This window comes from Archangium minus (genome assembly GCF_044360475.1).
Lineage (GTDB): Bacteria > Myxococcota > Myxococcia > Myxococcales > Myxococcaceae > Archangium > Archangium minus.
In genome coordinates, this window is the sequence record NZ_CP043494.1 from 12,156,257 (window position 1) to 12,173,531 (window position 17,275).

20 protein-coding genes are annotated in these 17,275 nt (G+C 68.0%); 14 read left to right on the top strand and 6 right to left on the bottom strand.

All coding sequences use genetic code 11. From position 1 onward, the window contains the following. Positions 1-23: 23 nt before the first annotated feature. Positions 24-1,463 (bottom strand): PLP-dependent aminotransferase family protein, encoded by a 1,440-nt coding sequence (locus tag F0U60_RS49965; RefSeq protein ID WP_395811523.1) that lies wholly within the window; start codon positions 1,461-1,463, stop codon positions 24-26. A 193-nt stretch (positions 1,464-1,656) separates the two neighbouring features. On the opposite strand from F0U60_RS49965, the gene F0U60_RS49970 reads away from it, so the two are divergent. Continuing rightward, positions 1,657-2,796, top strand: coding sequence for an EamA family transporter (locus tag F0U60_RS49970; RefSeq protein ID WP_395811525.1), 1,140 nt, complete (start codon positions 1,657-1,659; stop codon positions 2,794-2,796). A 5-nt stretch (positions 2,797-2,801) separates the two neighbouring features. Here F0U60_RS49970 and map read toward each other — a convergent pair whose 3' ends face one another. After that, a complete protein-coding gene (gene map / locus F0U60_RS49975) occupies positions 2,802-3,800 on the bottom strand; it encodes a type I methionyl aminopeptidase (RefSeq protein ID WP_395811527.1) in 999 nt (332 codons plus the stop codon). Between the two features lie 157 nt (positions 3,801-3,957). Here map and F0U60_RS49980 point away from each other — a divergent pair, with 157 nt between their 5' ends. From F0U60_RS49980 to F0U60_RS50005, 6 genes are all read left to right on the top strand, one after another. Further along, positions 3,958-4,749, top strand: a complete 792-nt coding sequence (locus F0U60_RS49980) for a hypothetical protein (protein ID WP_395811529.1) — start codon at positions 3,958-3,960, stop codon at positions 4,747-4,749. After that, the gene (locus F0U60_RS49985; protein ID WP_395811531.1) at positions 4,746-5,654 is read left to right on the top strand and encodes a DUF3396 domain-containing protein; all 909 of its coding nucleotides are present in this window, start codon (positions 4,746-4,748) and stop codon (positions 5,652-5,654) included. Before F0U60_RS49980 ends, F0U60_RS49985 begins: the two co-directional genes overlap by 4 nt. 52 nt (positions 5,655-5,706) lie before the next feature. Further along, positions 5,707-6,501, top strand: a complete 795-nt coding sequence (locus F0U60_RS49990) for a hypothetical protein (RefSeq protein WP_395811533.1) — start codon at positions 5,707-5,709, stop codon at positions 6,499-6,501. Next, positions 6,480-7,361, top strand: a complete 882-nt coding sequence (locus F0U60_RS49995; protein WP_395811535.1) for a DUF3396 domain-containing protein — start codon at positions 6,480-6,482, stop codon at positions 7,359-7,361. Before F0U60_RS49990 ends, F0U60_RS49995 begins: the two co-directional genes overlap by 22 nt. 52 nt (positions 7,362-7,413) lie before the next feature. Then, positions 7,414-8,220: a hypothetical protein gene (locus F0U60_RS50000; RefSeq protein WP_395811537.1), complete on the top strand. Its 807-nt coding sequence runs from the start codon at positions 7,414-7,416 to the stop codon at positions 8,218-8,220. A gap of 98 nt (positions 8,221-8,318) precedes the next feature. Then, complete coding sequence (locus F0U60_RS50005; protein WP_395811539.1) at positions 8,319-9,095, top strand: DUF3396 domain-containing protein; 777 nt, start codon at positions 8,319-8,321, stop codon at positions 9,093-9,095. Positions 9,096-9,323: 228 nt separating this feature from the next. Here the strand turns inward: F0U60_RS50005 and F0U60_RS50010 are convergent, their stop codons facing one another. Further along, positions 9,324-9,668, bottom strand: coding sequence for a TraR/DksA family transcriptional regulator (locus tag F0U60_RS50010; protein ID WP_395811541.1), 345 nt, complete (start codon positions 9,666-9,668; stop codon positions 9,324-9,326). A 268-nt stretch (positions 9,669-9,936) separates the two neighbouring features. Here F0U60_RS50010 and F0U60_RS50015 point away from each other — a divergent pair, with 268 nt between their 5' ends. Together F0U60_RS50015 and F0U60_RS50020 are read left to right on the top strand one after the other, a co-directional pair. Then, positions 9,937-10,749 carry a YwiC-like family protein gene (locus F0U60_RS50015; protein WP_395811543.1) on the top strand — a complete coding sequence of 271 codons (813 nt, stop codon included), beginning with the start codon at positions 9,937-9,939 and terminating at the stop codon, positions 10,747-10,749. Then, positions 10,746-11,186: a hemerythrin domain-containing protein gene (locus F0U60_RS50020; protein ID WP_395811545.1), complete on the top strand. Its 441-nt coding sequence runs from the start codon at positions 10,746-10,748 to the stop codon at positions 11,184-11,186. The genes F0U60_RS50015 and F0U60_RS50020 overlap by 4 nt, the downstream gene beginning before the upstream one ends. A gap of 6 nt (positions 11,187-11,192) precedes the next feature. On the opposite strand, the gene F0U60_RS50025 is transcribed toward F0U60_RS50020, so the two are convergent. Continuing rightward, positions 11,193-11,825, bottom strand: a complete 633-nt coding sequence (locus F0U60_RS50025; RefSeq protein ID WP_395811547.1) for an SRPBCC family protein — start codon at positions 11,823-11,825, stop codon at positions 11,193-11,195. A 113-nt stretch (positions 11,826-11,938) separates the two neighbouring features. Here F0U60_RS50025 and F0U60_RS50030 point away from each other — a divergent pair, with 113 nt between their 5' ends. Then, positions 11,939-13,432 (top strand): HAD-IG family 5'-nucleotidase, encoded by a 1,494-nt coding sequence (locus tag F0U60_RS50030; RefSeq protein WP_395811549.1) that lies wholly within the window; start codon positions 11,939-11,941, stop codon positions 13,430-13,432. A gap of 16 nt (positions 13,433-13,448) precedes the next feature. Here the strand turns inward: F0U60_RS50030 and F0U60_RS50035 are convergent, their stop codons facing one another. Together F0U60_RS50035 and F0U60_RS50040 are read right to left on the bottom strand one after the other, a co-directional pair. After that, positions 13,449-14,534 (bottom strand): phosphatase PAP2 family protein, encoded by a 1,086-nt coding sequence (locus F0U60_RS50035; RefSeq protein WP_395811551.1) that lies wholly within the window; start codon positions 14,532-14,534, stop codon positions 13,449-13,451. 86 nt (positions 14,535-14,620) lie between these two features. Further along, positions 14,621-15,085, bottom strand: a complete 465-nt coding sequence (locus tag F0U60_RS50040; protein ID WP_395811553.1) for a DUF2267 domain-containing protein — start codon at positions 15,083-15,085, stop codon at positions 14,621-14,623. Positions 15,086-15,266: 181 nt separating this feature from the next. On the opposite strand from F0U60_RS50040, the gene F0U60_RS50045 reads away from it, so the two are divergent. From F0U60_RS50045 to F0U60_RS50060, 4 genes are all read left to right on the top strand, one after another. Continuing rightward, complete coding sequence (locus tag F0U60_RS50045) at positions 15,267-15,767, top strand: hypothetical protein (RefSeq protein WP_395811555.1); 501 nt, start codon at positions 15,267-15,269, stop codon at positions 15,765-15,767. Between the two features lie 110 nt (positions 15,768-15,877). Then, positions 15,878-16,144, top strand: a complete 267-nt coding sequence (locus tag F0U60_RS50050) for a hypothetical protein (protein ID WP_395811557.1) — start codon at positions 15,878-15,880, stop codon at positions 16,142-16,144. A gap of 53 nt (positions 16,145-16,197) precedes the next feature. Beyond that, positions 16,198-16,866: an RDD family protein gene (locus F0U60_RS50055; protein WP_395811559.1), complete on the top strand. Its 669-nt coding sequence runs from the start codon at positions 16,198-16,200 to the stop codon at positions 16,864-16,866. A gap of 89 nt (positions 16,867-16,955) precedes the next feature. Continuing rightward, positions 16,956-17,234, top strand: a complete 279-nt coding sequence (locus F0U60_RS50060) for a hypothetical protein (RefSeq protein ID WP_395811561.1) — start codon at positions 16,956-16,958, stop codon at positions 17,232-17,234. The last annotated feature ends 41 nt before the right edge of the window (positions 17,235-17,275 follow it).

Consider the following 17,275-nt stretch of genomic DNA (forward strand, 5'->3'; position numbering starts at 1 on the left):
GCAGTATGGCAGCGAGCGCCCTGTCACGCGAGACTGCGCGCGAGACTCCCCAGGGTAGCCAACGCCCCCTCCATCCGCGGGGACCAGGGGAAGCCGCAATTCAGGCGGATGAAGTTCCCGTAGCGCCTCTGCGCCGAGAAGATGGGGCCGGGCGCGATGCTGATGCCCGCCTCCAGCGCTCGCGAGTGTAGCACCAACGAATCCACCTTGCGCGGCAGCTCCACCCAGACCAGGGGGCCCCCCTCGGGCCGAGTCACGCGCGTGCCCTCCGGGAAGTGCTCCCCAATGGCCTCCACCATCCGTTGCACCTGCGAGGAAAGCTGTCGGCGCAGCGAACGCAGGTGTCGATCATACCCCCCATCGCGCAGGAAGGCGGTGATGGCGAGCTGGGGCAACGTGGGCGTGGCCACCGTCTGCGCGAACTTGAGCAGCTCCACCTTCTCCCGGAAGCGCCCGGGGGCCACCCAGCCCACCCGGTAGCCTGGCGCCAGCGTCTTGGAGAAGGAGCCACACAGCAGCACCAGGCCCTCCTTGTCGTGGGCCTTCGCGGGCCTCGGGCGCCGAGGGCCAAAGTGCAAATCCCCGTAGATGTCGTCCTCGATGAGGGGAATGCCCCGGGCGGCGAGCATCGCCACCAGCCGCTGGCGGTTCTCCTCCGGCATGCAGCTCCCCAGCGGATTGCTGAAGCTGGGCACCACCAGCACCGCGGCCACCTTGCGCTTCTTCAACGCGGCCTCCAGCGCGTCCAGCTCCATGCCGTGGCGCGGGTGGCTCGGAATCTCCAGCGCGCGCAGCCCCTGCGCTTCGATGGCCTGCAACGTTCCGTAGTAGGCGGGGGACTCGATGGCCACGGTGTCACCCCTGCGCGCCACCGCGAACAGGCTCAGGTGCACCGCCTCCGAGGCCCCACACGTCATCACGAAATCCTCCGGCGCGAGCGGACAGCCCCAATCCAGCGAACGGCGAGCCACCTGCTGCCGCATCACCAGACACCCCGGGGGCATGTCGTAGTCGATGGCCACCTCGCCGGACTCGCGGGACAAGAGAGACAGCTCGCGGTTGAGGCGCCGGGTGGGCAGCAGCGCCGGAGAGGGGACCGCCGCCCCGAGGGGAATGATGCGCGGATCGCTCGCCGCGCGGTACACCCGGGCCACCAGCGCGCTCACGCTCACCGGCGCGGCCGTGGCGGAGGGCTGGGACACCTGGGGCTCCGCGGGCAGGGGCCGCTCGCGTCGGCGCACGTAGTGCCCCGATTGGGGCCGCGTCTCGATGATCCCCAGCGACTCCAGATGCAGGTAGGCCTGCAGCACGGTGGACACGCTCACCCGCTCGCTCGCGCTGAGCTGACGCACCGAGGGCAACCGGTCCCCCGCCCGCAGCGTGCCTGCCGCGATGGCGTCGCCGAGCCGCTCGGCCACCTGCTCATAAAGCTTCGACTTGTGCACCGCGCTCGCCTGCCTCATCGCGTCCTCCTCTCCTGGCCCCATCCCCGCCCTTAACGGGGTGGCCTGTTCCGGCACAGATACAGCTGGCCCCCGCGAGGACCAGCACAGTTCGGCGGGAGGCAACTGTACTGGTTACAAACGCGCCTCGCTGAATCTGTTCTGCTTGCCGTCCGGGGCGCATGTTGAGTGAGCAAGAGGAGGCGACGGAGACATGGCCTGGAAGACACGCGTGGGCGGTGAGGAGCCGGCGGGTCTGGCGCTCGCACAGGGAGCGCTGTGGACGTACCTGCCGCGCATGGGAGGGTTGATGCTCTCCTGCAGCGAGGGCTCGGTATGGCTCACCCGCGAGGGGGACTCCGAGGACCATGTCCTGAGACCCGGGGACGCGCTCCAGGTGGAGGGACGGGGACGGGTGGTGGTGCAGGCGCTGCATCCCGCTCGCCTGTACTTCGCCCCCACACCGAAGCCCGAGTCCTCACGCGTGCTGGAGGGGCTGCTGCTCGGGGCGCTCGGCGTGGTGGCCTTCAGCTTCACCCTGCCCGCCACCCGGGTCGCTGTACCGGAGCTGGGCAGCACCATGGTGGGCCTGGGCCGCGCAGTGGTCGCGGCGGTGCTCGCGGGGTTGGTGCTGGCCGTGCGCCGCGAGCGGCTCCCCGAGCGTCGGCACTGGCCGCGCCTCGCGCTGGTGGCGGGAGGTGTGGTGGTGGGCTTCCCCCTGCTGTCCGCGCTCGCGATGCGCCACATGCCCGCCTCGCACGGCGCGGTGCTGGTGGGCCTGTTGCCCGCGGCGACTGCCGTGGCCGCCGTCTTCCGAGCGCGCGAGCGCCCCTCGTGGGGCTTCTGGCTGTCCGCGCTGGCGGGGCTCGTCGGCGTGTTGGCCTTCGCGGTGGCACAGGGCGCGGGGCTGCCCACGGCGGGGGATGCGCTGATGCTGCTCGCCGTGGCCGCGGCCGCGGTGGGCTACGCCGAGGGGGGTGTGCTCTCGCGCGAGCTGGGGAGCTGGCGCGTCATCTGCTGGGCGCTGGTGCTCGCCGCGCCCTTCCTCGTGCCCGTGGTGGCGCTCTCCGTGGAGCCCGGGATGCTCTCCGCGAGCCCGCGCGCGTGGCTCGGCATGGGCTACGTCTCGGCGGTGAGCATGTTCCTTGGCTTCTTCGCCTGGTACGGAGGGCTGGCGCTCGGGGGCGTGGCGCGTGTCAGCCAACTCCAGCTCGCCCAGCCGCTGCTCACCCTGGGCTGGTGCGCGCTGCTGCTCGGCGAGCCGGTGGGACGCGGCACGCTCGGCGCGGCCGTGCTGGTGATGCTCTGCGTGCTCACCAGCGTGCGCAGCCGCGTGCGGCGCGTGGGGCCGTAGGCGCGTCAGGCCACGGTGAGGATTTCCACGCCCTGGTCCGTCACCAGGATGGTGTGCTCGAACTGCGCCGTGCGGCTGCCGTCCGCCGTCACCGCCGTCCAGCCGTCATCCCACGTCCGGTGGTGCCAGTGGCCGAGGGTAATCATGGGCTCGATGGTGAACGTCATCCCGGGCTCCATGATCGTCTTGGCCTCGGGGTCGAAGTGGTGCGGAATCTGGAGCGAGCTGTGGAAGCGCTCGCCGATGCCGTGGCCACAGTAGGCCCGCACCACGCCCATGCGGTTCTTCGTCGCGTGCGCTTCGATCGCCCTGCCGATGTCATTGATGGGACGGCCGGGCTTCACCGCCTCGATGCCGAGCATGAGGCACTCGCGCGTCACCTGAACCAGGCGCTCACTGTCCGGGTCCACCTTGCCCACGAAGTAGGTGGCCGAGCAGTCCCCGTGCACACCATCGAGGTAGATGGTGATGTCGAGGTTGATGATGTCACCTTCCTCGAGCGGCCGGCTGTCGGGGATGCCGTGGCAGATGACCTCGTTGATGGAGGTGCAGAGGGACTTGGGGAAGCCGTGGTAGTTGAGGGGGCTCGGGTAGCCGCCGCGGCGGATGTACTCCTCGTGGGCGATGGCATCGAGCTCGTCGGTGGTAATGCCGGGGCGCACGTGGGCGGCGGTGGCGTTCATCACCTCGGCGGCGGCCTTGCAGGCGCGGCGCATGCGGGCGATGACGTCCGGGCTCTTCACCTCGGAGGGAGGGAAGAAGCGACCGGGCCGGCCCGACACCGCGTAGTCCGGACGCGGAATGTGGGCAGGGACGGTGCGCATGGGGCTGATGACGCCTGGCCGGATACCACGCGAGGGGGCCTCGGGCCCTCGCTTGCGTGCCTCCACGGCGTCCGCCCCCCGGTGACACTTCTTGTACTTGGTGCCGCTGCCGCACCAACAAGGGTCGTTCGGCTTGGGCAACACTGCGGGTGCAACCCGCACGGTGGAGACGTCGGTCATGTCATGGAGCTATAGCCTCTAGGAGCGCACCGCGCACGCCTTCTCGGCTGCCCGCCCCCGGGGTGCCCAGGCCCGGACACGCCGCGTCAGGTCGGGTTGGCCGGATGTCCACTGTGCGAGAATCCGCGCCCCTCGGCGCAGGTCTGGAGAGCTCGCGATGCGGTCCCCCTCGAAGGCCCGGCTACGACAGGTGGTGCTCGCCGCCAGTGCCCTGCTCACCGCCTGCGGCTCGGCGGGCTACTCCGTGGATTCCGCTACGGGTGCCTGCCGACAGAACCCCGCCTACTGCGCCACCCTGGCGGGCGAGGAGACCGTGGTTCCCACCGCCGTCCGGGGCGCCACCGAGCTCGCCTCCGTGGGGGCCGCGCTCCGGGTGCTGACGGCCAATATGAAGGCCAGCATCGAGCGCGAGTTGGTGGAGTGCGCTGAATGGGCGAGCGACACAGTCAACCGCCAGCACTTCGGCGGCAACAGCCCCTCACGCAGCCAGTGCCAGGAGCAAATGGGGATGGACCCCTGTGGGAAGAAGGTGACGAGGGCCATGCACTTGGGCAGAGAGAAGCACTACCTGGCCCTCCAGTGCGTGGAAGACAAGCTGGGCGCGCTGATACCGGGGCGCTTCAGCCTGGAGCAGCGCTACCGCTACGACCGACAGACAGGGGAGAAACAACTGGTCAGCCGCGAGGCGGCGCAGGCACTCCGTCAGCAGGGGTGCGCAGATGAACTCCTGGGCACACTCGAGCCCGATGTGGTCATCCACTCGGGCAATCCGCTCGAAGCCCTGGCCATCTACGACTTCAAGTTCCCCTGCCCCTCTACCAATGAACCCAGGTGGAACGACTATCCCCCAGGACACCCCTATGAGAGATTCTCGCAGGGGGCGATGTACAAGGAAGCCTTTGGAGTAAAGCCCCATCCCGTGGCGCCACGATGGGGAGTCTACCCATGAGCGAGCGCTCCCCGAGGATCCGCGTCTACGCACGGAATGGCGAAGTCCTGCTCCGCGACGGCCTGAGCATCTGCTTCTACATGCACCGCTCCCATCAGGAGGTAGCGCCAGGCGTGATGAGCTCGCTGGACACCTATCTGAAAGCCCTGGGACCCCAGGCACTGCGTTGGTACGCAGATCATGAAGGAGATTGGCAGGAGCTCGATACCGCAGGATGGCAAGTCGTCCAGCGCGAGCTGAGTGGGGGCAACACCGCACATATCACGCTGAAGGACACACCGGGTGGCGCTGGCCAGTATCGGTTCGAGTACTACGGCAGACAGCTCGATGCCCCCGGGTCTGTCAACAAACCAGGGGTGATATCCGCAGTGGAGTTCTGGCTGCCCACCGAGTTCCTCGAGGAGCACGGACCCGAGCGGGTGCGAGAACTGGCGCAGAAGATGGCCGCACCGCTGCCCTTCAACTCCGGCCACGCGGGCCTCTCCTTCAATGCCCTGGGGCAGCTCCCGGGCGTGTCCGGAGAGATCCGCCAGTCGTGCTTCCGCTACCCGGGAATGGACGTCCGGGATCTGGAAGACCTCGCGTCAAACCTCGGCACACGGGTGCGCGGAGCGTACTGGCTCACCTTCCTGGGCCAGCCCGTGCTGAGTGAATTGGGAGGCGTGGCCGGCCTGCGCGCCCGTCTCTCTTCTCCGGACATCACCGTCCAGGAGATGGAAGGAACGCGGACCGTCATCACGCTCGGCAAATGGCCCGAGGCAGGTGACACCGAACAGGGCCATGAGCTGCCGCTGTATCGCGAGCTGGCACGTGTGCTGGAGCCTTGGCTCTACCAGGCGCCCCCCACCCAGGACGGCGTCGCCGATGCGGACCTACGCCGCTGGGAGCGCCGCTTCCTCGACTGACTCCCGCTATGCGAAACTCCCCCCATCTCGGCGCACGCTAGGAGAGAACTCCGTGCGGTCCCTCCTGAAGACACAGCTCCGTCAGGCGGTGCTGGTCACGAGTACCCTGCTCACCGCCTGCGGCTCGGCGGGCTACTCCGTGGACTCCGCCACGAGCGCTTGCCGGCAGAACCCGGCCTACTGTGCCACCATGGCGGGCGAGGAGGCCGTGGTGCCCACCACTGTCAGGGGCGCCACCGAGCTCGCCTCCGTGGGGGCCGCGCTCCGGGTACTCACTCCCGAGGCGCGCTCCGCCATAGAGGACGCCCTGGTGGAGTGCGTCGAGTGGGCCAACGCAGAGGTCAACCTTCGACGTTTTGGGGGCAACAGCCCCTCACGAAGCGAATGCCAGGAGGAACTTGGGAAGGACCCATGTGGGAAGAAGGTGACCCGGGCCATGCAACTGGGCACCGAGAAGCACCACCTGGCCCGCCAGTGTGTGGAGAACAAGCTGGGCGCGCTGATCCCGGGACGCTTCAGCCTAGAGCAGCGCTACCGCAACAACCCCCAGACGGGACAGAAGCAGTTGATCAGCCAAGAAGAGGCGCGTGCCCTCCGGCAACAAGGGTGCGGTGACGAACTCAAGGGCACGATCGTCCCCGACGTGGTCATCCACTCGGGCAACCCGCTTGAAGTCCTGGCAGTCTATGACTTCAAGTTCCCCTGTCCCGCCAGCAACTACCCGGATTGGAGGGAGAACACCAATGCCTCCCAACAGGGCGAGGCGTACTTCAAGCTGCTGGGAGTGGGCCCTGACCTCGTAGCACCCATATGGAGAATCATTCGATGGGGCGGTTCCCCGAGATAAGGCTCTACGCAAAGCATGGTGCGCTCGTGCTTCGCGATGGCTTGAGCATCTGCTTCTACATGCGCCGTTCCCATCAGGAAGTGGCTCAAAGTGTCAGGCGTGCCTTGGACGCGTACCTGCGCGCGGTGGGTCCGCGGGCTCTCAACTGGTACGTGGACCAGGAAGGTGACTGGCAGGAGCTCGACAAACAGGGCTGGGAGGTCATCCAGGACAAGTTGCATGAATCTGGCGGAGGCATTGTCAGATTGCGTGAAAGGCCCGACGCCGTCAGCAGGTATCTCTTCGAGTATCGAGGCCGAAGGCTCGAGGGCAGCAAAGAGGGCCTCATCTCTGGGGTGGCCTTCTGGCTACCCACTGAATACCTCGAGAAACATGGCCCAGACCGACTGCGCGAGCTTGCGTTGGAGTTGGGCAACGAGCTGCCCTTCAACTCCGGTCACGCGGGCCTCGCCTTCCACTTCCTGCACACGCCCCCGGAGTTCCAGCAACTGGCCCTTCGCCATCCGGGAATGGATGTCCTTCGTCTGGGTCTGGTCACCGAGGAGTTGGGCACACGGGTGCGCGGAGCGTACTGGCTCACCTTCCTGGGTCAGCCGGTGCTGAGTGAATTGGGAGGCGTGGCCGGCCTGCGCGCCCGTCTCTCTTCTCCGGACATCACCGTCCAGGAGATGGAGGGAGCACGGGCCGTCATCACGCTCGGCACATGGCCCGAGGCGGGTGACACCGAGCAGGGCCACAACCTGCCGCTGTATCGCGAGCTGGCACGTGTGCTGGAGCCCTGGCTCTATCAGGCGCCCCCCACCCAGGACGGCGTCGCCGATGCGGACCTACGTCGCTGGGAGCGCCGCTTCCTCGATTGACTCCCGCTATGCGAAACTCCCCCCTTCTCGGCGCACGCTAGGAGAGAACTCCGTGCGGTCCCTCCTGAAGACACAGCTCCGTCAGGCGGTGCTGGTCACGAGTACCCTGCTCACCGCCTGCGGCTCGGCGGGCTACTCCGTGGACTCCGCCACGAGCGCCTGCCGGCAGAACCCGGCCTACTGTGCCACCATGGCGGGCGAGGAGACCGTGGTGCCCACCACTGTCAGGGGCGCCACCGAGTTCGCCTCCGTGGGGGCCGCGCTCCGGGTGCTGACGGCCAGTATGAAGGCCAGCATCGAGCGCGAGTTGGTGGAGTGTGCTGAATGGGCAAATGAGACGGTCAACCGCCGACACTTCGGAGGCAACACCCCCACGCCCAGCCAATGCCAGGAGGAGTTGGGGAAGGACCCATGTAGGAAGAAGGTGACGAGGGCCATGCAACTGGGTACCGAGAAGCACCACCTGGCCCGCCAGTGCACGGAAGAGAAGCTGGGCGCGCTGATTCCAGGGCGATTCAGCTTGGAGCAGCGCTACCGCTACAATCCTCAAACAGGACAGAAGCAATTGGTCACCCGCGAAGAGGCGCGAGCCCTCCGGCAACAGGGATGCGGCGACGAGCTCGAAGGTTCGATCGTCCCTGACGTGGTCATCCACTCGGGAAATCCACTCGAGATACTCGCCGTCTATGACTTCAAGTTCCCCTGTCCCATCAGCAACATTCCGGAGTGGAGAACCTACGAGCGAGGACACCCCCTTGAGGGCTCGAATCAAGGAAGGACGTACTTCGAACTCTTGAAGGTAGGACCCGATCTCGTGGCACCAGCGTGGGGAATCATCCGATGGGTCGCATCCCAGTAACAAGGCTCTACGCACGGCATGGCGCCACTGTGGTGCGTGAAGGCCTGAACATCAGTTTCTACATGCGCCGGTCCCATCAGGAACTCAAGCAGGGCGTGATGCGCTCACTGGAAGCGTACCTGCGAGCTGTGGGCCCCAAGGCACTCGGCTGGTACGTGGACCAGGAAGGCGACTGGCAGGAACTCGATGCCGAAGGCTGGGCACACATCTGGTGTGAATTGCGCGAACGCAACGGGCTCATTCTCAAGCTGAGGGACACCCCAAGCGACGCCGGCCAGTATGATTTTGAGTATTACGGCAAGTCGCTCGATTCACCCTTGTTCGCCAACAACCCGGGCGCGGTATGTGCGGCCTCTTTCTGGCTGCCTCCTGAATACCTGGAGACGCACGGACCCGCGCACGTGCGTGAACTGGCGCTGGAACTGGCCGACCCACTGCCCTTCAACTCTGGCCATGCCAGCCTCTCTTTCAACTTCCTGTACAGGCCCCCGGGGTTCCGTTCGTTGTGCTTCCGCTACCCGGGAATGGACGTCCAGGTACTGAGAGACATTGCATGGAATCTCGGCACACGGATGCGCGGAGCGTACTGGCTCACCTTCCTGGGCCAGCCCGTGCTGGGTGAATTGGGAGGCGTGGCCGGCCTGCGCGCCCGTCTCTCCTCTCCAGACATCACCGTCCAGGAGATGGAAGGAGCTCGGGCCGTCATCACGCTCGGCACATGGCCCGAGGCGGGTGACGCCGAACAAGGCCATGAGCTGCCGCTGTATCGCGAGCTGGCACGTGTGCTGGAGCCTTGGCTCTACCAGGCGCCCCCCACCCAGGACAGCGCCGCCGATGAGGACCTACGTCGCTGGGAGCGCCGCTTCCTCGACTGACGCCTGCGACAGAAGCACGAGTGTGCGCCGCTGGAGCGCTGGCCCTCCTATCCCATCCCGCCCGGAGGCCGTGAGGGAGAGCGGAAAGGCGACGAGGAACCAGGCTCCAGGGCGCACCTCGACAACCTAGGTGGAACCCCTCGCGGGAGCAAGCGCGAAACCACTTCTCTGGTCACTTCGTCACAGTTGACTTCTGAAATCAGGTGAACCGGAAACGCCAGCCCCAACTCAGCGCCGCAGTTCCTCGCTGCACGCCATGCAGTGACGCGCCTCGGGGATGGCTCGCAGCCGGTGTCGACCAATCGCCCCGCCGCAGCGCGCGCAGTGCCCGAAGTGCCCCTGCGCGATGCGCACCAGCGCGTCGTCAATGTCCTTCAACTCCCGCTGCTCCCGCTCCGACAACCGCTCGAGCACCGCTTCCGCGCGCGCCTCCACTGACTCGTCTACGGGATCAGCCGCCCGCTTGTTCCTCAACCCCTCGGCCTCGACCAGGGTCTCACGCAGCAGGCCACGCAGGCTGCTCCGCCGTTGCAGCAACGCCGCCCGTGCCTCGTTCTCCCACGTGTCCATCATGATGCGCCCTCACTTCTCCGGCGCGCCGCACAGGCCCGCCGCCGTATGGCTCCTGGCCCATTTCAGAAAACGTGCCTCACGCTTCTGCCCCGGAGCCCCCGCTTCCCGTGCGCAAGGATTGCGGGCCTCCCCGGGTCTCTCCGCACCCCTTGCGCACCCAGGCAGGCTCCTCTCTCGTACTCTCGCTGGAACGACCCTTGCTCCAAGTCACGAACGGGCCCCCCCCACATCGGTGCCCTGCCCACCGACGCTCGAGGTCGATCGCATCATGTCCCCTCTCTCCACCCACCCCACTCCGGGCTCGCTCATCCAGGGGCTCCTCCCGCGCGAGCACGGCGTCTGGTTCCAGCTCGGCCTGCCCCTGGTCACCGCCCTGTTCGTCTCCGGCGCGCCGGCGAGCGCTCTCTGGCTCTCGGGGGCTGCCTTCGCCTGCCTGCTCGCTCACGAGCCGCTGGTCCTGCTGCTCGGCCACCGGGGGGCCCGCCGCGGTGAGCGAGACAGTGGCCGTGCCCGAGTGTGGGGTCTCCTCGTGGGCACAGTGGGCGCGGTGTGTTTCGCGCTCGGCGCCGTCACGCTGCCGCCCGAGGCCCGACCCTTCCTCGCGATGCCCCTCATCCTCGGTGGCGAGGTACTCCTGTTCGTGTGGAACCGCCAGGAGCGGACGCTCTCCGGCGAGGTGCTCGCATCTCTCGCGCTCGGTGCCTGGGCCGTCCCCGTCGCCATGGCCGGAGGCATGCCGGCCTCCACCGCGATGACGCTCTGGGGCACCTATGGGCTGTCCTTCGCGCTGGCCACCCTCGCCGTCCGCCTCGTCATCGCCAGCCACCGGCCCCGCGCCCACCGCACGCAGCTGCGGTGTACGGGCGCGGTCCTGGTGGTGGCCCTCCTCACCACGGCCGTGCTCTGGGCGCTCGACTCCGGGCTTCACCCGCTGCGCGTGGTGGCCCTGCTGCCCGTGGGCCTCGTGGCGCTCGGGTTGTGCGTGGCCCTCCCCTCGCCCCGGCGGCTGCACTCCATCGGCTGGACGCTGGGAGTGGCCGGGACGCTCACGCTGGTACTGCTCGGCGTGGGGCTCTCATGATGCGCGACACGCGACTGCGAGGCCTGTCCGCGGAGCACCAGGACGCGCTCCTCTTCGGCCGCCGCCTGCTGGAGGTATCCACCGCCCCCGAGCAGGAGCTGAATCCCGCCTGGGAAGTGCTGCGCCGCCGCTTCTTCGCCGAGGTGCAGCCCCACTTCCTCACCGAGGAGCAGGAGCTGCTGCCCGCGCTGGAGTCCCTGGGTGAGGAGGCGCTGGTGGCACGCGTCTGGGAGGACCACGAGGCCCTGCGCGCGCTCGTCACCGATGAGGCGGAGCCTCTGCGCATCCGTCTGGAGAAGCTGGGCCTGCGCCTCATCGCCCACGTGCGCTTCGAGGAGGCGCAGGTGTTCGAGCTGGCCCAGCGACGCCTGCCGCCCGAGGTGCTCGAGCGCATCGCCCGTCGCACCCCGCCCCCGCCTACAAGAACGGTCGGTTGAGGTGCCCTAGCGCGCCGAGGCGCGCTCTGTGGCCAGCTTCTTCGCGCGCTTCTCCACCGCGCGCACCGTGTCCATCACCGCGTCCTTCTGGCCCAGGCCGGCCAGGAAGCCCGGGATGGAGCCGCCGGGCTCCACGGTGAAGCGGTACACGAAGTGGACCTTCCCCTCGCCGCGCGGGGTGAAGAGCCAGCTGCCCTCGTTGTGGAGCAGCCGCACCACGCCCTTGCGCGCGGGCAGCGCCTGGTTCTCCGGCACCCACTTCTGACGGAACTCCCCCGTCCCGTCCGCGGCCAGCAGCTGCTCGTCCACCACCTTGAGCACGTAGTCGCGGTTGGAGATGACGGGCAGGTTCAGCCGCGTGTACGTCACGCGCGAGCCGTCCGGCCCCGACGCGAGCACCCGCGACTCCGTCACATAGGGCATCCAGTGGCGAAAGCTCTCGTGGTCCCGGAGCGCCGATTGAACGTCCTGGATGCTTGCGTCCAGGTCACCCTCTGCCCAGATTTCTCGCCCGCTGGGAATATCCGGACGCATCCTCACGCGGATGACCACATCCCCGTCCGCGACCTTCTCCCACGTCTCGGCGCCAATGACGGCACCTGCAGCCAACGCAACCACCAGAACCAGCAGGCCCTTCATGTTCGACTCCCCTCACTGTGAGGCGGGCCCCGGCCGGTCTCCCGCCCTCCACCAACACCCTCGCCGCCAGAAGCATCGACTTTTGGCACCGGCCAGGGCACGAAGGTAGCCATATGATCGGCCACCTGACAGCCCCCCCACCGGAGCGCGGGCTCTTCTGCAATCGAACCCTCAACATGAGGGCCATCAAAGCCATCGGCTATGACATGGACTACACGCTCATCCACTACAAAGTGGAAGCGTGGGAACAACGAGCCTACGAGCATATGCGGGATCGGCTCGTGGCCCAAGGCTGGCCCGTGGCTCACCTGACGTTTGATCCGATGCTGGCCATGCGTGGCCTCATCATCGACACCGAGAAGGGCAACCTCCTCAAGGCCAACCGCTTCGGGTTCGTGAAGAAGGCGCTCCACGGCACCCGGCCCATGGACTTCGAGACGCAGCGCAACGAGTACGCCCGCACCATCATCGACCTGTCCGAGCGCCGCTGGGTGTTTCTCAATACCCTTTTCTCACTTTCCGAGGCGTGCCTCTACGCCCAGGTGGTGGACCTGCTGGACGCCGGCAAGCTCGCGGGCCCCATGGGCTACGCCGACGTCTACGAGCACGTGCGCCGCAGCCTCGACGCCACGCACATGGAGGGCAAGCTCAAGGCGGAGATCATCGCCGACCCGGGACGCTACGTGCTGGCCGAGTCGGACACGGCGCTCGCGCTGCTGGACCAGAAGAACGCGGGCAAGAAGCTGCTGCTCATCACCAACAGCGAGTGGGCCTACACGCTGCCCATGATGCACGCCGCGTTCGACCCGTACCTGCCCAAGGGGATGACGTGGCGCGAGCTGTTCGACGTGGTCATCGTCAGCGCGCGCAAGCCCGAGTTCTTCACCACGCGCTCCTCGCTCTTCGAGGTGGTGACGGCGCCGGGACAGGAGGGCCTGCTGCGCCCGCACTCGGGGCCGCTCAAGCCAGGCGTGCCCTACTTCGGCGGCAGCGCCACGGAGGTGGAGCGCTCGCTGGGCATGAGCGGGGACGAAATCCTCTACGTGGGCGACCACATGTTCGGCGACGTGCACGTCACCAAGAACGTGCTGCGCTGGCGCACCGCGCTCATCCTGCGCGAGCTGGAGGATGAGATCCGCGCCATCAGCGCCTTCCGCGCCACCGAGGCACGGCTCGAGGAGCGCATGGTGCACAAGGAGCGGCTGGAGGCGGAGTCCTGCCAGGTGAGGTTGGAGCTGCAGCGGCGGCGGCTGGGCTACGGCCCGCGCGATTCCTCCGCCTCCGACGAACAGCTCCATGCCCGCGCCGCCGAGCTGCGCCTGCAACTGGAGGCGCTCGACGCGGAGCTCGGCCCCATGGCCCGCGCCGCCAGCGAGCTGTCCAACCCCATCTGGGGCCTGCTGACCCGAGCGGGCAACGACAAGAGCCACCTGGCGCGCCAGGTGGAGCGCTACGCGGACATCTACACGTCGCGGGTGAGCAACTTCCTCTTCGCCACGCCCTTCGTCTACCTGCGCAGCCCGCGCGGCAGCCTGCCGCACGATCCGAGCTCCCCGGGAGGCACGCCCGTCCTCGCCCCCAACGCCGCGGAGACGAGCGCCCCCTGAGGAGCGCCCGAGCAACTCATCTGCGTGCGCTCCAGGAGGCGGGGGCGTACGCGGAGCCCATGGGCACCGTGCGCACGCCGGCCTCGTACCGCGCCGCCGCCAGGCTCCAGCACCGGGCGAGGCCCAGCACCACCAGCACCAGCGGCACCGCGCACAACAGGTCCGTCGCGTAGTGGAAGCGGCCCACCAGGGTGGCCACGATGAGGCCGATGCCTGGCAGCAACATCACCCGGAAGAGGCGCCGCTCGAAGCGGAAGGCATACACGAGCACCACCAGCGTGGTGCCAGTGTGCCCCGAGGGGAAGCAGTCCTTCGCGAAGGGCGGCGTGCGCATCACCGAGTCCAGGAAGGGCGTGAGCCACAAGCCCTGGAGCGGCTCGGGGAAGTCGTTGAAGAGGAAGTAGCGCGGGCCGATGGCCGGCACCAGCGCGTAGCAGAAGTAGTTGAAGGCGAAGAGCAGGCTGAGCGCGAGCAGGTACTCGTCGAAAGCCTCACGGCGCCGGGTGAAGTACAGCACCGCGGCCAGCACCAGCGGCCAGAGGAAGTGGCCGTAGTAGCAGAGCATCAAGAGCTCGGTGAGCCAGGCCGGCGTCCACTGCCCGAGCGCCACCGACGCGTACGCACCAAACATCCGCAGCTCCAGGGCGGCGAGCTGGGCGTCGCGCAGCACCGGGGTGACGGCGGTCACCAACGGCGCGAGCATCTCGTGTCCGAGGCCCAGCACCGGCAGCAGCCAGAAGGAGGCCGCGAAGGCCACTAACCGCTGCTTGGGGAAGGTGGCCTCCAGCGTGCGCAGCACCAGCGGCCCGAGCGCGAAAACGGTGAAGTGGATGGCGGACCGAGTGGAGCCAGGTGCCCACCGGGCGGGCCCCACCAACGCCAGGGCCGCCAGCGCGCAGGCCACCAGGATGACGACGTCCACCCCTCGCAGGTGCACGTCCCGCACCTCCCAGAAGGCGGCGCGTGGAGACGCCCCCCGTTGGCGCAGGCCCACCGCCGCAACAGGAGCCACCACGGGCTCGGCGCGCGCGCCGGCCTCCGAGCTCCGAGCCATTCCCCCCTCGAGATTCTCCTCGCCCAGCACCTGCTGAGGACGTCCCATGACTCCGCACCACCACTTAGTTAGCTATTAGTAACTAACTAAACCTTTGACGCGGAGGGAATCAAGAGGGGGGGGTGTTCGCACTCCTATTGCGTGCGCCGCCAGAGGTCCTGCAGGTCGCGGGAGAGGTTGCTCTCCACGTCCTGGGCCTCGCCCTCGGAGATGTGTTCGCGCAGCCCCAGGAAGACGGCGCGCACAATGGGCTCCACCTCGGAGATGTCCTTGCGCAGGTCCTCCGCCACCGCCCGCAGGAAGTCGTCCCGGCTCTTCCCCAGGATGCGTCCGGGTTTCTGGGCCTCCTCCTTGGGAAGGAAATCCAACAGCTTGCGCGGCAGCTGCGCCTGGAGATCCTTCGCCTCGTCCGGGTGAATGCGGTGCAGCAAGGCATTGACGACCGACACCGCCGCACATTCGGCCAGGCCGGCATCGAGCTTTCCCACCTCGGACAGGTGTTTGATGAAGGCGGCGTAGGTGGAGCCAATGTGGGACTGGTGGCGCTTCTCACTACGGCTCTGGGGGGCTCCCGGTGCTCCCGGTGGAGTGTCGGCCATGTGTCGCTCTCCTCACGCGGTGGTGTCGTTTGTTGAAAGGTGGGCACGCCCCGGGACGAGGGGGATGGCTGATCGCCCTGACGAGGCGGGGTGCCTGATCCAAGCCGGCTGCCTGAGGAGCGGGCAGCCGGCCGGGGCCGATCAGCAGGGAATGTCAGACCCCTCCAATATGAGTAGAGTCGTGAGCCACTCGACCACCAACGGCGCGTTGCGAGTCCTGGAACAAGGGAACCTTCTCGGCGGGGCGGACCTGATGCCTCTTCTCGGTAAGAGCGGACAAAAGAAGCGCTCCCGTAAGAAGGCGGAGCAGAAGCCGGCATTCGCCACGGCGCTGGCGCTGGTGGTGCAGCGCGGGCGTCAGGTCGCCAAGGAGATCGGCAAGACGGCGCTGTCGCGCTGCCCGCGCTGTGGGCACGTGGGGCCGACGCAGCAGGACTTCGGCACCCGCATCATCCGGGGCGAGCGCCGGCCGCAGTCGTGGTGCCGCAACTGCCGCAAGGTGAACCTGCCGCCGCTCAAGGCCCTGCCGAGCGCCTCGGGCCGGGAAGTGAAGGCCACCCGCGAGGAGACGGCCAACGAGAAGCCCGCGAAGGCTCGGCGTCCCGAGGCCCTCAAGTCTCCCGAGGATGGCTGGCTGTTCCCGCCGGAAGTGCTCACGCGCAGCAAGCGCCGCGACTCTTGAGCCACGCCCACCGGGCAGCCGCTCGAAGCCTCCGTCCGCTCCTCGTGGGATGACGCCACCGCCCCTCGCGCTCATTCCTCCTCTGAAGTCTGTCCAAGGAGGAACAGCACATGGCGGTTCGGACCGATACCGTGGGTATCAAGAACCTGCGTCAGGCGAGCGTGCACTCCGCGCAGCCCAGCCAGCACACCAGCAAAGGCAAACCCATCCCCTTCCGGGATGAGATTCCGCTGCTCCGACGCGAACGGCTGCTGGCCCGGGCGCGGCTGGGACCCGCGGCGGAGCCCCACCTGCCGAAGATTCCCCGGACGGAAGCCCCCGTGCGCGGGCGCAAGAAGCCGCCCAGCCAGATGCACATCAAGCGCAACGGCGGATGAACGCGCGCAACAAATCGGGGACACGCGCGCTTCGCGGTCTATGCTGGGGCTGAATGAGCGACGCGCTGTTCTCCTCAGAGTTCGAACCAGCCGACACTCGCTACCTGTGGCGGCTGTGGTTCGCGGACCTTCTGGACCTGGCCACCTCGGCATTGCTGGGTTGGGGAGCCCTGCGCGCGCTGGACGTGGATCGCACGCCGCGCGCGCTCGTGGTGGCTGGGGTGGTGACGTGGCTCCTCATGTCCGTGGCGGGTGGGCTGAGCGGCTGGACGCTGGGACGCGGCCTGGTGGGCCTGCGGCTGGTGTCGGACGGGGGCGCCCCGGGCCCCGTGCGTGGCTTCCTCCGGGCCTTCCTCGTCCCGTTGGACCTGCCCATCGCGCCCATGCTGCAGCGGCGGTATTGCGACCGCTCGCTGAAGGTGCAGCCGGAGGCGGTGCCGCTCCTGACGAAGAAGTGGCAGCGCGGGCTGGGCTGGCAGGGCTTCTGGCTGCTGATGGTGTTCGCGTCGGTGTGGTTCGTGGTGATGCCCACTCGGAGCGAGGCGCTCACCTACCTGAAGAAGCTGGATGGGTGGCGCTGCTGTCACGCGAAGACGCCGCCCTCACCCTTCAAATGCTCGACGTCGGTGTCGCGCGCGGTGAGCGAGGCGAAGGACGGTGACGCGCAGGCTCAGGCCATTGTCGCGGACTGCCCGAGAGCCTCGGCCGAGATGGGGCGCTGAGCCTGCGAGCGCCCGGCCAGGGGATGGCAGGGCGGGGGATGGAAAAACGGCCCGAGCATTCTTACCTCCCAGTCAGGAGGCCATCATCCATGGCAGTCAGGACTCGGGAAGTAGGTATCAAGAACAAGCGGCGGGTGACGAACGCTGACGAGGCGCAGCCCAACCGGCAGTCCCAGGGACTCAGCAACGGGCGCAAGACCGTGCCCCGTGACCAGGCCGCCGCGCTGCGCCGCCAGAAGCTGATGCGCAAGGCCAAGCCCGGCCCAGCCATGACGGAGCCGGTGGGGCTCGGGCCCGCCACCACCGAAGTGCGGCCCGGGAAGAAGACCCTCACGCGACGGAAGGCCAAGCGCGGCAACATCGTCTGACCCTCCCGCCCCACCCGACCACTCCAACCCGACAGATGGAC